The organism is Stenotrophomonas sp. 2201_Sma (assembly GCF_056486685.1).
The window spans coordinates 2,054,555-2,070,724 of the sequence record NZ_CM151329.1 but is presented as its reverse complement, the minus strand read 5'-3'; the positions used below and the strand labels follow the sequence as shown (position 1 = coordinate 2,070,724).

Below are 16,170 nucleotides of genomic sequence, written 5' to 3'. Positions count from 1 at the left end.
GCGCTATCTGACCTCGAACTCGCCCACCAGCACCGTTTCGGCACGATCCTTCAACCGCATCGTCACCCTCTGGTCCTTCTGCTTCGGCGTGCCCCAATGGGTGGTCAGGCGCAGCATCAGGGTCGTGGCACCGGTCACCAGCTGCTGGCGACTGCCGAAATAATTGGCCTCCACCTTGTACCTGCCCGGCTTGGCATCACGCAGTGAGAACTGCTCGGGTCCATAGCCTCCGGTGAAGTCCTGCGACATCTGTCCTCCCTGGTAGGTCAGACGATTGCCGTAGTACGCGCGCTCGCCGTTCGGGTCGGTCACCCACAGATCCATGTCGCTGTTGTCCGCATCCCACGACAGCACTACCCGCAGGTCCAGCGGCATCGGCTGCAGCAGGCGCGGGTCGATGGCGGAGGTATCAAGCCCTGGCGTGCTGCGTGCAACCAGCTGGGTCAGCTCGTCCAGCGCGATCAGTGCAATGCCGTTGAACCGGCTGTCCCAGGGCCGCGTCACCACCTGGTACAGCGGCGCCAGCGCCTGCTGTGGCCGGCCCGCCGCCGCCAGGGCCAGGCCGAGATCACGGAAGCTCTGCGGCTCCTCCTCGCCCATCGCCAACACCTGCTCGAACACCGGCACCGCCAGCATCGGTTCGTCGGCCTGCATCAGGCGGTAGCCGAGCACGCGCAGCAGATGGCGGTTGTCCAGGTCCATCTCGGCCAGGTTGGACAGCACGCGCAGGGCCAGGTCCCGCTGCCCCTGCTCCAGCAACAGATCGGCCACGTCGAGAAAGAACGCACTGCTGTCGGCATGCGCGGCGCGCTCGGCCAGGTAGCGGTCGTACAGCTGCGAGGACGGCCCCTGGCGCAGGCGCCGGGCAATGGCCGAATCTGGCTGCCATGCGGCCAGTTGGATGCCGAGCGCACCGCTGTTCGCTGCCGCCCCTGCCGCTGCGGCAGCGCCGCTCCCTGTGCTCGCATCGCGTGCGGCTTCCTGTGCAGGTGCCGAGCGACGGGCGCGTGCACGCGACACCTGGACGTCGCGTTCCGCGGCCGCAAGCATCGGTGCGGGCGCGGGAGGTGCGGCCGCCAGCATCGCTACCGGCGCGGCGGCCGAAGCAGAGACGGCAACCCTGTCCAACGCCTTTCCCTGCAACTGCGGCGGTGTGTCTTTCGGCCAGCTGCGGCGCCACCACTCCCGGCGCTCCTGCCACTGTGCGGCGATGTCGTCCAGGCGACGGCGCTCGGCGGCGCTGCGGTCAGCGACCACGCGTGCAAAGCGGGCGTCGTACTCGGTCCGCAGCGCGCCGGCAGGCCGGATCGCGTAGCGCAGGTAATCGTCCAGCGTCTCCAGCACGATCAACGAGGTATCCGGACCGACCAGGCCGAACTGCTGCGACAGGCGCTGCATCGCCTCACGGTTGCCGCGACGGTCGGCGGCCAGCTGCTGCAGCCGCGCCTGCGCCCACAGGCCGGCCAGCAGTTCTCCATTGCCGCTCGTCTGTGTCGCGGGCAGCGCCAGCCATTGGCCGCCGACGCGGACCCGCATCGGCACGCCGTCCGCCGCCAGCCGCGAGTGCAGCCACAGCCAGCCCTGCGCTTCACTGCGACGATCGATCACCACGTCCTGTACACCGCGGCCCGCATCGACCTGCACGTCCAGCGGCGAAGACAGCAGTTCGCGTGCAGCGGCATCGACATCCGTTCCCAGGGCGACGAAGCGACCGCCATGCGATTCGCTCCAACCGCGCAACCGAACGACATCGGTATGCGCGCCCGCACTGCTGACCGCGAACAGGCGCTGGTCGGCGGCGAGCGTCGGCAACACCTGCGGGCCATAGGTCAACAGACCGTCGCTGACCAGCAGATACTCCTTCACGGCTGCCTGCGGCTGCCACTGCGCCAGCGCGCTGGCGCCATCCGGGCGGACGGCCTGCAACGCCTGCCGCAATGCCGACCAGTCACCGCCGCGGATACGGAAGCGACGCACCGGCTCGGCCCGGTCACGCAGGACCGTCAACGCGACCGTGCCGTTTCCCAGCACAGCAAAGTAACGGTCCAGCAGTGCAAACTCCCGCGAACGGTCACGCCGGTCTGATGAGCCGGAGCCATCCCACAGCAGGCCGATATCGGTCGGCAGCGTACGCGGCGCGTTATCGACCGGCACCGGCAGCTGTGCCAGCAGATAGTGACCGTCCTGCCACGGTGCGACCTGTACCCGTGCCTGACGTGATGCCGGGAGCGTCCACTGCAGCTGCGCCGGCAACAGGGCGCCCCGGCCCTGCCAATGCAGTTGCCCCTCAGTGAAGCGGAACGGACCTGCGCCCGTGGTCGCCGCATCCGGCGCCTGCAGCGTCAGCTCGACCGAGGCCGCGCTGGCGGCGAACTGTAACGGCAAGGTCCATTGCCAGCCGTCGGCGGCAAACGCCAGCGGTTCGCGCAGCACCAGCTGCACACGGCGGCTGCCGCCGGCGGGCAACGGGTAGACGCGCAGGCGGAACTGATTGCCGGCGGTCTGCTCCAGCAGGCCCGGATCGACGCCGCGACGCGCGATGTCCTCGAACACCTGACGCCCCCGGTCCTTCGGCACGGGCACCGCCTCGCGCAACTGGCCATCGATATCCAGGGCGAAGCCGGTGATCTGCTGGCCATCAGCCAGCGGGAACTGCAGCTCGCCCTCCATGACCCGGCGGTTGGGGTTATGGAACTCCAACGTGACGCGGGTCTGGGCGATACCCGCCTGGACCTCCCCTTCGATCGAGGCCCGACGCAGCACGATGGGCTGCTCGGCGCCCGCGACCTGCAGCAACGGGACCGCACGAACCGGGCGGACGGCCGGACGGCCGTGGGTCTGGGCGGCCGTGGTGAAGGCACAGAGCAGCAGGGCCAGCAGGCACAGCACACGACGAAGGACGGGCGACATGGTACGTCTCCAGAGCGAGGACGAACTGTTCAACGCATGGCAGGCCGGATCGGGGTTGATCGGGTGATCGTCCGCGATGGCTGCTGCGTGTGCAGACCGGATGCAGGCTTGTCATGACCCGCGCCAAGCTCCGCAGAAGATGCCCTCTCAAAGAGGCAGGCCGGAGCAGGAAGAGCGGTCACAGCGGCTGTTCGTTACTCGACGTGACTGGGAGATCTTGCTGCCGGACGCCAGCCAGTGGTAGTGAAAAGAATATGAACAAAAAAGTTGTCCTGATGCATGGCAGACACGAAGCAGGATTCCCGACCCCGGGTGCTGAGCTGGTGTTCTTCAATGCCCCCTTCAACACTGAGAGGCTTGCCCGGATCGAGCAGGTTCACCTCTGGTCACCTCCCGGCGACAAGCTCGAAGCGCTTCCGGAGATCCTCAGGGAAATGCGAGGTCTCAAGACGCTCAGCATCGGGCCGGGATCAATCGCACCGTCGATCATGGATGGACTCGAGGAAGGACTTCTGCCCGAGAGCATTGAGGCATTGAGCATCCATCTTGGCACGGGGACGTTGGCCAAGCTTCCCCGCGTTGAAAGTACTTTCGCTCTATCCAGACAAGTCACTGAGGAATCTCAGGCAGGCCCTGGCCCTGCCTCTGGAAGAACTGAACATTCTGAATGTCCCCGTCGATGGTGAGATCTTCAACATCCTGTCTGCATCGGTTGGTGGCCTTGAACGCCTGGGGCTGTTGGGTGGCTCAAAGCTGAAAAGCCTCGATGGCATCGAGACACTTGCCGCGTTGACGTCGGTGTGGCTGAAGAATCTGAGTTCGCTGACGGACATCCAAGCACTGACCGGACTTGAGCAGCTTCAGAAACTGGATATCCAGTACTGCAAGAAGATGGCCAACATCGAGGTCATCAATGATCTTTCCGCTCTTCGTGAGTTGACGCTCGTAGGTTGCGGAAAGGTGGGCCTGGAGAGAATACAGGCAAAGATCGAATCGCTTCAGAAACGCACCATCGGAGCGACGACCTAGTCACATTCCATGTGCGATGTAGGTATGCGGGGCCAGGCGGATCCGCGCCGTCCCGATTGTGCCGCGACAACCAGATGCCGCCTCACGGGGCCGACACCTCAAATAAGGCCGTCCTGGATCTGCTCCAGAACGATTGACCACCATGACCCTTCCGTCAGTGCAGCGGCATCAAGGCTCCTCCACTCCGACACCATGGCCTTGATCGCCTCACTGCGATCGAATCGCGGCTTTGCAGAGCGCTTGGGAATCTCACCCCGCTTGAATGCCTCCAGCCGGGCCTGCATCTCCGCCTGGGAGTAGACAACGGGACCGGAATCTTCCACCTTTGCCTGGGCCTGGAATGCCTCATACGCTTCGAGAAACCCGAGGAAGCTCGACAGGCGTCCATTCACGATCTGACGTCCGCCATCGCCCGCGGCAAGTACCTCGCCACTCGCTGACAGGCACAGCAGCAGATCCTCGCCCCATGGCTCCCGCGCGATAGCCAGAAGTCCGGTGCCATCGATCTCGACCACGTGGGGCACTTCGAACTGAACAATAGGCACATCGCCGGACAGCCTTGAAGGAAGCCCCAGCCGCAACATCAGCTCACTCGTCGACGGCTCCAGTCCGAAATCCCGAAGGACCTGGGCACTCACCTCCAACGAACCCGAGCCATAAACGCGGGAGAATGCAGTTTCAGTCACGCATGAACCTCATCAGCCACAACCATTGAATAGCTTCCTGACCGCCGCCTTCAGCGCCTTGACACCTGATCGCCTGGATGCGCGCGTCACACCGTAATCAAAGCTGTGCGTGACCGCTGCACCGGGGAAAACACTGGACAGCATTCTTCCGCAGTACTGCATTCCTCTGACCGGCGGACAGGGAGCGAGTTCAGTATAGACACGTTTGACATTTTCAGGAGGAATGTTCATCTGGGTCAACTTGGCCGCGATCCTCCTCTCAGAGTGCAGACCACCCCCACTGGCATCCACGATGTAACTTGGATTCCCCGCACCATCGACATACTCGAAAACCGCGATGTTCCGCCCTCCCTTGATGCCGTTCTCCAAGCGATGCATCTGAGCCATCTGGCTGAGGTCGGTACTGCCGTAGTCCACCTGGGTGGAGTGTAGCCCAAGCGGGTCAGCCCAGCCGAATGGGTTCAGCGCGTACGCATACAAGTTCTCTCCCGCGGCAAGCCGCATCGGATCCTGCGACACGAACTCATCGATTGCGGGATCGAAGTACCGATGCCGGTTGTAACACAGGCCCGTCTCCTCATCGAGGTACTGCCCCTGGTAGCCAAGATTGACAGCAATCTGCCGGACGGAAGGCTGATCACTCAACGATGCGCCTGCAGCTCTCTCCCACACCACGGTGCCGTCAGCATCCAGCAGCCTGACCGGTCGGCCGTTGAGATCGTTGAAGAAGTAGTAGACCTTTGCCGCTGCGACTTCCGCATCCGGAGCGCTTACGGGTGCGCCAACATCGCGGGAAGGTCCGGCACGTGCTGCACCAAGCTGCGAACCCGCGCCGCCAAGGATCATCCCGGTTGAAGCATCCTTTGGCTTTGCTCCTCCCAGAACTGCCCCTCCCAACATACCGAGCGCACCCTGGTCCCCGGCTTGAACCGGCCCGGTACCTTGCAGCAGTTCCAGACGCGGACGCCGATCAGCCGGCCCTTCGCCTTCTCGGCCCCTTGATCCATCTGCCGCATCAGGCTCTGTCTTGGGATCAACCATAGCGAACGGGATAAACCCGTCGGGGTAATGAATGTACTCCCTTGCCTTGCCAGATAGCGCGACGAGACGACGCTGGCGCCGTCTCGATTCCACCAGGCTTGTTCGACTGCCGGGCTCCGACACAATCCGCCCGACATCAGCCCTGACCTCCTCGACCTCACTCAGCAGTACATTCGCGTCCCAGAAGAACCAGACCGTTCTCTTCCCGTTCGACTTGAATGCACGACGCCCCAAAGAGTCATAGCCATAGACCCATCGGGAGCCGCCAACCGTCGCCGCTGCCAGACGCTGATGGCCATCCCAGGTCAGCTCGAGGTGCCGACCACCGTCGAGGCTACGCTTGCAGACCAATGCGCCGTTTCGATCGAAAACGTAACTCACGCCATCGAGCACGCCCTCACGCGTCCACAGCTCATCCTCCTCAGCCCCACCCACACGCTTTGCCGGCACATGTCTTCGGATGTCCGTCTTCAGTCGTGAGGCGGAAGATCCGTCGAGCAGATTGTGCAGTCGGCCCTGGGGATCAATCCGCTGTTTGAGTCTGCCCAAGGCGTTGTAGCGATACTGGTCAGTCCCCTGCACGCTGTCCATGCGTCGGATCAGATTTCCGGCGCGATCATATTCGTAGGCAACATCAAACAGCGGCGCATCCCCGCATCTGACCGCTTGCGAGCTCACGTTCGAGGACGGGTCGTACTGCAGATATCGGCTGAACCGCCCGATCTTCTCTTCGACCACACGCCCGGATTCATCCCGGGCAACACTCAGACAACGTTCTCCATTGATGGCAAGCGTTACAAGCTCATCGTCAAGATCGTAAGCATATTCAATCGTGTTTCCGGTCGATGTGCTCCTGCACACGCGGTTGCCTGACCTGTCGAAACTGCTGAGTACGCGGAAGCCGTCCTGGGACTCTTCCACCAGATTCCCCACAGCGTCGAACACGCGCTTGACGACCCGACTTGCATTGCCGCACTCGATGAGATTTCCGCAGGCGTCGTAGGTGAAGTAATCCTCTTCGATATATCCAGCGCACACCACGGAGCGCCGCGACACACGGCCGAGCTTGTCGGATGTGTATCGAACAACCCTGCCTTCAGAATCGACGCACTCTTCGAGCCGCCCCGCACCGTCGTATCGATAGCTCCGGGCCTGCCCCCAGTAATCGATTTCCTTGACAATCCGGCCCAGAGCATCTCTCACGATCTCGTAGCGCTGCCCATCGGAATTGATGAGCCCAACCAGACACTCTTCGGTATCGTAGAAATACTCGACCCGCGACCCATCCGGCGACCGCCTCCGCGAAACCTGCCCCAGGCCTGCGTACTCCAAGAGAGTGCGGTTTCCCAGCGCATCGACATAAACCGAAATCCGATCTTCTGCATCGAACGAATAGGCGACACTCCGACCATCCGGCTCGATGCACTCCGTCAATCGACCTTTCACGTCATATCGGAACCGGGTCTGATTCCCTCCAGCATCCACCTGCCGCATGAGCAGGCCCCTGCCATCGTGCTCGAACTTGACTTCCCGACCCGTGGCAGAGATGACGCTCGCGACGGCACCATGCCTGTCATAGGTGAGCCTCGTCGCACCTCCTCTTGCGCTTGTCTGCTGCAGCAGTTGCCCCGCGGCGTCATAGGCGAATTCAGTCACTGCGCCCAGAGGATCCGTCTGCGCGACGATATCTCCGAATTCATTGTAGCTCTGGGTCCATGTTCCAGAATCTGGAACATGCACTGCAGTCAGAAGATCCAGATCGCCGTACTCGTGAAGTATGCGGCTGCCGTCAGCCCGTAGCAGCTCGACAACATTGCCATGCGCATCATAGGCAAACGCCGTTCTCAGTCCTTCCGGATCGGTCACCGCCACGGTCCGCCCGAAATCGTCGTACTCGAACAGCGTCACGCCATCGAGCGGATCGATCTCGCACAGCGGCAGCTGGTTCTCGTCGAACTTGACCACGCTCAGGTGCCCCAGCGAGTCGGTCACCCGGGTTTCGCGCAGCAGCGCGTCGTACTCGAAGTGATAATCGTAGAGACCGCCATCGCCCCACGAATGCACCACCCTGCCCTGCGCATCGAACGCATAGTGGAAGGACAGGCCCACGCGGTCGGTATGCCGCACCATGCGGTGACGTTCATAGGCAAACGTGCGTGGTGCCCCCAGTGCGTCGACTGCCGCCAGCAGGTCACCTTCGGCACTGTACCGGTAGCTCACCAGCGGATGGGCCAGGCCGGTGGCGGGATCGTGCAGGGCCATGCGATCAATGTGGCCGTGGCGCGCCTCCACTTCGATGAAGCGGCCCTGCAGGTCACCGATACCGCTCTCGACGATGCGCACCAGATGGCCGTCGCGACGCTCGAAGCGCCAGTGGTTGCCATGCGCATCCTCGATGCGCTCGATCGGCCAGGACTGCGGGCCCGGCAACGCGCTGACACCTGCAGGCAGCTCGCCACCGAACACGTACTGCAGGCCGTTCTTGAAGCGCACCCGCCACTGCCCGCGCCGCCTCAGCAGGCGCGCGCCATCGACGAAATCGAGAATCGCCCCGGCCTCTCCCTCGGCGGGCGGCAGCTCGGGGAAGAACGCGACCTGGTCGGGGCCGGACAGCCAGACGCTGCCGTCGGCCAGCAGCTCCAGGCGGATGTCTGCCGGCGTCTGCCAACCCGCGCCGCACAGACCCGGCGCGCCCGCGTGGCGCGAGCCGTAGCTGCGTTGCCAGGTGAGTGGCAAGCGGCCCGGAACATCGAAATCCTGGTGGTTGACCACCACGCTGCCATCACGGATGTCCACCGGCTCGGCGCGAAGCACCTTGCACTTCAGGAAACCCGAGGGCAGGTTTCCCCACTTGCCCCGCCGCCAATTGGCAAAGGCATCCATCTTCTTGCGGAAGAACGCACTCTTGCGCAGCTTGCCTAGTCCGGCGAAGGCGGCGCGGAACGCGAGCGCGGTCCATGACACCGTCGGCGGTCCTCCCACCTTGACGCTGGTGGGAATGGCCACGTTCAGGCCGGTCGGCAGTGACATCGCCCGAAGTGGCTTCTTCGGCTTCTTCACCCGGAACGGGTTGATCATGCCGGCCAGATTGCAGTCCAGCACCGGCATCGCCAGCCGCGAGAACGGCTCGCCATCGGCCGACACGGTACGACTGCCCATGAAGATCTCTTCGCCGTCGAACTGAGGGCCCATCGGTGCCGCCAACGGCGGCCCCCACACACCGAGCGGGATGTGGATATCCAGGCCGCCGGTACCGGCGGTGCCGCGATGCACGCCGTTGACCTTGATGGTCGAACCGATGAACGGGATGTAGTCGAACGGATCGAGCACCAGGCCGATGTGCGGCGTCGGCAGCGGGCACGGCGGCACCGCATACATGTGGATGTCGATACCCAGCTGCGGATCGAAATGCTTGGCGGCGATGCTCACGGCAACACTCCCTGTTGCGTTACAAGGCGCGGAACAACGCGCGCAGGAACGCCTTTACTTCGTCACGGTACTCGGCGCTGATCCAGGTCACGACGATGATGCCAAGCACGATGGCCACCAGCATCACCACGGTCTTGTTCGACTTCATGCAACAGCCACTCCTGTAACGGCGGACCCGGCAGGCGCGGCCACGGGCGGCTGCAGCAGGCCACTGGGATCGGGCAGCGGCTGCATCGCCGGGGGCTCGCTCCACACCGGAATCTCGTGGTCGAGCGGGTGTTCGATCGTCGGCAGGCCGTTCCAGCCCGGGTCGAGGAAATCACGGCCGACGGCCACGATCTTGCGGAAGAATTCGTCACCGCCCTGGATCAGCCGCTCGCGTTCCTGCTGCGCACGATGAAAGCCGCGCTCCAGCGCGGCATCGAGCTCGGCGTCGATGGCATCCAGCGCCGGACGCGGAGGACGCGGGCCGAGTGCGCGCCCCTGCGCGTCCGCCTTCTCCAGCAGGCCGGTGCTGGCCTGCAGGTAGTCAGTGGCGACCTGCCGCAGTTGTTCGCAGCGTCGTGCGTCCTGAAGCTGCAGCAGATCCCACAGTGCCTGGGGCAGCGTCGTCGCCTTGCGGTCGGCCGGCGCCAGCGGCTTGGCGATGCGGATCGCCTCCAGCAGCTGCGTGCGCGCCGCCTCTCGCTGGCCCGCCTGCACGTGACACCAGCCCGCCATGCGCTGGCCCTCCAGTGCGAACATGGGGTGCGGAATGCTGGCTGCGGAAGCGGATGCCTGCAGGTAGGTCTGTGCCGCACGCTCGGGTTGCTTGGCCGCCAACCAGCAGCCCGCTTCACCGAACCAGCTCTGCATCACCAGTTCCGGCGCGACAGGATTGCCGCTGGCACGTGCACCTTCGGCGGCGCTGCGTGCCTGCCGGTAGCTGTTGATCGCCTGGCTGTGATCGCCATGTTTCAGCCAGGCACCAGCCACCATCATCTGCACCACCGACTGCTGGTCCTGCCAGCCATGCCGCAGCGCCAGGCCCTGCGCGCGTCCGGCGCGGGCCACCACCTGCGACGGACTGCCTCGCTCCAGCAGCAGCATCAGGTCCGCCAGCAGCTGCCGGTACAGCACTTCCGGACCGCGACCACCGGATTGCGCGGCGGTATCCCGGGCAATCGCAAACATGTCGACCGGTGCGGTGACCACCCGTGCGGTCCTGGCATGACGCTCCAGCAGCGGCTGCCAGCGCGGGTCCTCTTCGGTATCCACCAGCACCAGTCGCAGGCGCTCTCCCGGCGCAGCGGCCAGCGCCGCATCCAGCCAGCGCTCGAAGCCTTCACCGGGCACGCAACGCTCCGGTTCCAGCACGGCAGCCAGCAGGCGCAGATGCTCGCCGTGATGGTCGACGAAACTCTCCAGCACATCGACCACACCCTGCGCGCTGTCCGGATGCGCCTCGCTCGGGCCACGCCAGCCCAATGGCACCTGCTGCGCGCGCAGATCGTCCTGGCTGGCCAGATAACGGTCGAGCAGATCCTGCTTGACCTGCCGGCTGTAACGGAAGCCCAGCTCATAGGCGGTATCGATGCGCAGGAAGCAGTCCGGCGTATCACGCCCTGCGTCGTTGCGCTGCATCTCGAAGAACGCGGCCAGCAGGCGGCTGGCGGCAGCCGGCAGACGCCATACCAACAGGCGCCTGCTGCTGTCGGCGCTGGCCTCCAGCCAGGCGTCGCGCAATGCGTTCAGGCCGCGCAGCATGGGGGTGTCCTGCATGGTGTATCTCCCGTGCTGTTCAGCAGTTGAGCTTGATCTCGCTGCCGTTGACTGACACACCGCCTGCGTCGATGACCACTTCCGAGCCACCGGCGGTGATCTTGATGGCGCTGTCGGTGATCTCGATGACCGAGCCACCCACCTTGGTGGACAGCTTGACCGCCGACTCCAGGCTCATCGCGCCATCCGAGCCCTGGCTGTGCGTACCGGTCACGTCCTGGCTGAAATTGCCGGTGACGTCGATCACCCGCTCGCCGACATTGCTGTCGTCGACCTTGCCCTGCACGCTGCGCTTGTCATGACCGGTAATGGTCACCTCCCGCGCGGCGTTCAGCGTCTCCGTCACCAGTCCGCCAACCGTGCGACTGGAGGTCGAGGTGACGGTCTCTGTCCACGTGCCGGTGCGCTGGCTGGTGAAGTTGCCGGTCAGGGTGGTCTTGAAGTCGCCGGTGATGGTTTCGGTATAGCCGGCTGCGGAGATCGTCTTGGTTTCGCCTGCTTCGTACTTCTCGGTCACCGCGCCGGTCACATTGGTGGTGCGGGTGCCGGTAACGCCGAGCGTGTCGGTGCCGGTGACCGTGATGCCACGGTTGCCGCCGACGCTGATGTCCTGGTTGGCGCCGACGTCCATTCGATGGTTGACCGACACCGATGTGGACTTGTTGTTCTTGACGCTGGCGTTCTGGTCGTTGAGCACGGTGGTGACCATGTCACGCTGCGCCCGCATGTTCAGCAGCTCGCCACCGGCGCCATCATGCATGGTGATCTCATTCCAGCCCGCGCCCTTGACCGTCTTCGACTTGAGGCCGCTCACCTCCATGCCGAACGGCGGCATGTTGTCCTCGTTGTAGACACGACCGGTGATGATGGGGCGGTCCGGGTCGCCATCGAGGAAATCGACGATCACCTCCTGGCCCACGCGCGGCGGCGACACGCCACCCATGTCGGCGCCTGCCCACGGACTCGCACTGCGGATCCAGCACGAGGCATTCTCGCGGCGATCCAGCTGGCGGTCCCAATGGAACTGCACTTTCACCCGGCCGTAGCGGTCGGCATGCAGCTCCTCCCCCGGCGGACCAACCACGGTGGCGGTCTGCGGACCCGGCATGCGTGGCCATGGCGTCCGCCGCAGCGGCCTGTAGGGGATGCGACGGCGCAGCACCTCGGCCTGCACTTCGACACTCGGGGCTTCAGCGCTGCCGAAATCGGCAGCGAAATTATTGTGGCCTTCCCGCTGCACGCTCACCACGAAGAAGCTGCGGTCGGTATCGTCACGTCCGATGAAATCCGGGTGCCGCTCCAGTTCGAAGCAGGCGCCGGCATCGAGCTCACCGGCGTTGCCCGCGCACTCGAACAGCTTGGTCGGCCACGCCACTTCCTCGTTGCGCACCGCCGCCAGCGCCTGGCCGATGCGGCTGTTGGTGAAACGCGCCGCACCGTCGTAGCGGTACTGCTCGAGCGGCGGCAGCAGGCCCAGCGGCACCTGATTGCCCTGGTTGCCATCCAGCGTCTGGCCCGGCTGCTTGAAGTCGAAACTGCGCAGGGTCTGCACGCTGGGCCCGACGCGTCGGCGTGCACCCCAGCGGTGCAGACCGGTGCTGGCCAGCGTGCCCTGGTCGGACACGAACGCGATGGGCTGCGGCTCGCCGTGCGCGGTGCTCAGCGTTGAATCGTCGCTGATCACCATCGTATGGCCCTCTTCGTCATGGACGAAGCTGTAGTACAGGCCGGCATCTTCCAGCAGGCGACTGACGAAGGCGAAATCGGACTCGTTGTACTGCACGCAGTACGGCAGCGGCGGCAGCTTGCCGGCATTGAGGTCGTAGCGGAACTTCGCCAGCTGTGCGTAGCCCTGGAACACCTCCTCGATGATCTGCAGCACGTTGCGGTCCTGGAAGATCCGGCAGTTGCAGGTGTAATCGAGGAAGGCGAACCAGGGCGCGAGCTCGGCCCGGTAGGCACTGAACTGGGCCTGTTGGCCGGTACTGGCGAACTCGCGAACGTAGCCGTGCACGCTGCGGTTGCCGAATTCATCACCCAGCTGCAGGCGCAGCGGCTGCCCGACCAGCTGTTTCAGTTCCAGCCGCGGCTGGACCGACAGCAGTTCGATACGGTAGGCGAACGGGCTGGACACCGCCTCGCTGCCCTCGAAACGCTTGACCAGGAAAGTGTCCGGATCCAGAGCGGTTTCGACGCGGATCAGGCGTCGGTCCTGGTGCAGGCGCTGCAGTGCGGCGCCGGGAAGCAGTGATTCGGCGTACATCGGGCGTTCCGTCGTCCCATGTTGGTCGTGGCCCGACTTTGCCACCGGCAGGTGACATGCGCCAGCTTTTTGACGCTTTTGCCTCTGGATAAAGAGATGAATTCATTAAGGAAATTCAAGGAACTGCGAATTTCCTCACATTTCCTTCCCCGCGACCCCGTCGCCAACGCTGGCCCCGGCGGGAGTGCGCGAACGCTGCCTCACGCCGGCAGGCAATGCTCGACAATCAGCTGGATGGCGCTACCACCGCGATAGTCGTCGCAGGCCAGCCGGTAGGCCAGATGCACATGGCGGCTCGGCGCATTGCCGTGCCAGCCGCCAAAATGGATCGCGTTGATCGTGCCAGGCACGCCAGGCAGGCGCAGTTCCAGCTTGAGGTGGCGTTCCTTCAGCACGCGCCAGTTGGCCACCTCGAAATGGCCATCGAACAGCGGCTCCGGGAAGCCCTGCCCCCAAGGACCGGCCAGGCGCAGCGCATCGGCATGGCGATGGTCGAGCTCGTCCGCTGCCAGTTCGCCGTCGCTGAGCACCTGCTGTTGAAGTGCCGCTGGGTCGAGCATCTCCAGCACGACGGCAACGAAGGCCGCCTTGAAGGCGTCGACATGATCGAGCCGCAGGCTGAGGCCGGCCGCCATGGCGTGACCGCCGAAGCGTTCGATCAGGCCGGGATGTCGTGAATCGACCAATGCCAGCGCGTCACGGATATGCAGGCCCGGAATCGAACGCGCGGAGCCACGCAGGGTGTCGGCACCGGGCTCGGCCGGCGCGAAGGCGATCACCGGTCGGTGCAGGCGATCCTTCATCTTCGAGGCCACCAGACCGACCACGCCCGGATGCCACTCGGCATCGAACAGGCACGCCGCCACCGGCCGCTGCCCGGCCATGTCCAGCACAACTCGGGTCAGCGCCTGCTCGGCATCGTCGGTCATCGACTGCTGCACGGCGCGGCGTTCCGCATTGATCTGCTCCAGCGTCTGCGCGATCTCCCGCGCCTGCCGCGGGTCCTCGGTCAGCAGCAGCGCGATGCCTAGCGCCATGTCTTCCAGCCGACCGGCGGCATTCAGGCGTGGGCCCAGGGCGAAGCCGATGTCGGTCGCGGTCAGCCGCGCCGCGTCGCGCCCACTGGCTTCGATCAGCGCCTTCAGGCCGACACAGCCCTGCCCCGAACGCAATCTGCGCAGGCCCGCACTGACCAGTGCGCGGTTGTTCGGATCCAGCGCCACCAGGTCGGCGACGGTGCCGACCGCCACCAGGTCCAGCAGCGTGGTCAGGTCCGGGCCCTTGCCATCGGCGAACACGCCGGCCTCGCGCATCCGCCGGCGCAGCGCCATCAGCACGTAGAAGATCACGCCGACACCGGCCAGCGACTTGCTGGGAAATGCGTCGCCATCCAGGTTCGGATCGACGATCACGTCGGCCGCAGGCAACTGCGGGCCCGGCAGATGATGGTCGGTGACCAGCACCTGCCAGCCACGCGCCTTTGCGGCCGCGACGCCGGCATGGCATGCAATGCCGTGGTCGACGGTGACCAGCAGGTCCGGCTGCAGCGCGGCCAGTTCCTCCACCAGGGACGGCGACAGGCCGTAGCCATGCACCATGCGGTTCGGCACCGCGTGGAAGACATGCTGCGCGCCGAGCATGCGCAGGCCGCGCACGCCGACCGCACAGGCGGTAGCGCCATCACAGTCGAAATCGCCGACCACCAGGATGCGCTTGTCATTGGCGATGGCCTCGACCAGCAGGTCGACCGCAGCGTCGATGCCGGTCAGCAGTTCGGGGGCATGCAGATTGCCCAGCTTCGGCAGCGCCAGTTCCGGCGTCCCCGCGCCACGGCTGGCATAGAGACGTGCAAGCAGTGGCAGCGTTCCCTCCGGCCATGCAGCCGGCGTAGCTGCCTCACGGCGTCGGATTGTCGGCGTATCGGAAGACGGCAGCGCTGGATCGGCGGCAAGGGACATCGGCATCGCCGGTTACGAAAGACAGAGGGATGATACCGCGCGTGGGAGAGGCTGGCGGGATTGCGCCCGGCACCTGCGGTAATGCCGGCCGCTGGCGGCAACCCCGGCATACAATCGGGGGCAGAGCCGTTCCCCGACGGGAAACGGATCCGACCCCGCTCGGCCGAGTCCCCGCTCAGTCGTGCAGCTGGCGCGGCTTCTTCCAGAACTGCCAGCGCTGGCCGCGGTCCAGCTGGAACTGCAGGCCGTCCTCGAAATCGAGCACCAGCCGCTGCAGTTCGCCACGCTTCAACGCGGCCAGCAGCGGGCGGATCGCCTCGTTGCCCAACTGCTGCAGCGAACGCAGCTGGCGCAGGTCAACCAGCGCATCGACAGCCTGCTCACCATCCACCGCCACGCCAGCGGCCTGCGCCAGGCTCTGCAGCAGCGCATCGCGGCTGCGCACCTGCGCATGCACCGTGCTGACCGACACCGGCATCACGCCACCGCCCCAGAACCACAGCGAATTGATCGGCTGCTGGCCCTGCGCGGCGCGCTGCTGGTTCCAGGAGTGGTTGTGCAGCAGCACCTGCGCCTCGGTCATCAGCGCCCGCCAGCGGCGGCCGCCCTCGCCTTCCGGCAGGTGCGAGAACAGGTCATCGCCGAGCACCTCGTCGGGACCGTCGAACGCCGGCAGTGCGGTATCGATCGGCAGCCGCAGATACCAGCGCGACGGATCAGGCGCGTCGAGCACGAAGCCGGCCTCGGCGAACAACGGCTGCAGCACCGGCAGCAGGGCGAGGCTGTCTGCCAGGGTTGGTCGCAGGGTTTCGCCGTAGGCCATCATCCGCGCGCCATGCATGTCCGGCACCATGCAGGCCGGATCGGCGCGCAGCCAGCTGGCACCGGCCGCATCGCCCACGTCACGCTGGCGGGTCAGCGCGGCCACCGGCCAGTGCGGCGCGGCGACCGTGAAATGGCGCATCAGCTGCGCCCGTTCACCCGGCTCGACCTGCACCGCTGTGGCACGGCCGAGCGCACGTGCCACATCGTCCGGCAGCGCAGCCGCGGCAAAGCGGCTGCGTGCGGGCAACAGCAGGGTCGCCGTCGCCAC

Annotated in this window: 10 protein-coding genes; 1 reads left to right on the top strand and 9 read right to left on the bottom strand. The window is 65.3% G+C overall.

The genetic code is table 11. From position 1 onward, the window contains the following. Positions 1-3: 3 nt before the first annotated feature. Both ACZLIF_RS09705 and ACZLIF_RS09700 read right to left on the bottom strand, forming a co-directional pair. Positions 4-2,910 carry a VIT domain-containing protein gene (locus tag ACZLIF_RS09705; RefSeq protein WP_128988728.1) on the bottom strand — a complete coding sequence of 969 codons (2,907 nt, stop codon included), beginning with the start codon at positions 2,908-2,910 and terminating at the stop codon, positions 4-6. A 194-nt stretch (positions 2,911-3,104) separates the two neighbouring features. Beyond that, on the bottom strand, positions 3,105-3,290 hold the full coding sequence (locus ACZLIF_RS09700; RefSeq protein WP_164972371.1) for a hypothetical protein: 186 nt from the start codon (positions 3,288-3,290) through the stop codon (positions 3,105-3,107). 199 nt (positions 3,291-3,489) lie between these two features. Between ACZLIF_RS09700 and ACZLIF_RS09695 the strand changes: the two genes are divergently transcribed. Continuing rightward, positions 3,490-3,939, top strand: coding sequence for a hypothetical protein (locus tag ACZLIF_RS09695; protein WP_128988726.1), 450 nt, complete (start codon positions 3,490-3,492; stop codon positions 3,937-3,939). 98 nt (positions 3,940-4,037) lie between these two features. Here ACZLIF_RS09695 and ACZLIF_RS09690 read toward each other — a convergent pair whose 3' ends face one another. The 7 genes from ACZLIF_RS09690 to ACZLIF_RS09660 form a co-directional block, all read right to left on the bottom strand. Next, positions 4,038-4,625 carry an SUKH-4 family immunity protein gene (locus tag ACZLIF_RS09690; RefSeq protein ID WP_128988724.1) on the bottom strand — a complete coding sequence of 196 codons (588 nt, stop codon included), beginning with the start codon at positions 4,623-4,625 and terminating at the stop codon, positions 4,038-4,040. A 12-nt stretch (positions 4,626-4,637) separates the two neighbouring features. Beyond that, a complete protein-coding gene (locus tag ACZLIF_RS09685) occupies positions 4,638-9,095 on the bottom strand; it encodes an RHS repeat-associated core domain-containing protein (RefSeq protein ID WP_128988722.1) in 4,458 nt (1,485 codons plus the stop codon). 19 nt (positions 9,096-9,114) lie between these two features. Continuing rightward, positions 9,115-9,243, bottom strand: a complete 129-nt coding sequence (locus ACZLIF_RS09680; protein WP_006441023.1) for a hypothetical protein — start codon at positions 9,241-9,243, stop codon at positions 9,115-9,117. Next, positions 9,240-10,856: a hypothetical protein gene (locus tag ACZLIF_RS09675; RefSeq protein ID WP_128988720.1), complete on the bottom strand. Its 1,617-nt coding sequence runs from the start codon at positions 10,854-10,856 to the stop codon at positions 9,240-9,242. The genes ACZLIF_RS09680 and ACZLIF_RS09675 overlap by 4 nt, the downstream gene beginning before the upstream one ends. 19 nt (positions 10,857-10,875) lie before the next feature. Then, complete coding sequence (locus ACZLIF_RS09670; protein WP_065175609.1) at positions 10,876-13,119, bottom strand: type VI secretion system Vgr family protein; 2,244 nt, start codon at positions 13,117-13,119, stop codon at positions 10,876-10,878. Between the two features lie 200 nt (positions 13,120-13,319). Beyond that, complete coding sequence (gene recJ, locus ACZLIF_RS09665) at positions 13,320-15,077, bottom strand: single-stranded-DNA-specific exonuclease RecJ (protein WP_111186466.1); 1,758 nt, start codon at positions 15,075-15,077, stop codon at positions 13,320-13,322. Positions 15,078-15,252: 175 nt separating this feature from the next. Next, positions 15,253-16,170, bottom strand: a complete 918-nt coding sequence (locus tag ACZLIF_RS09660; protein WP_128988718.1) for a phosphoglycerate mutase — start codon at positions 16,168-16,170, stop codon at positions 15,253-15,255.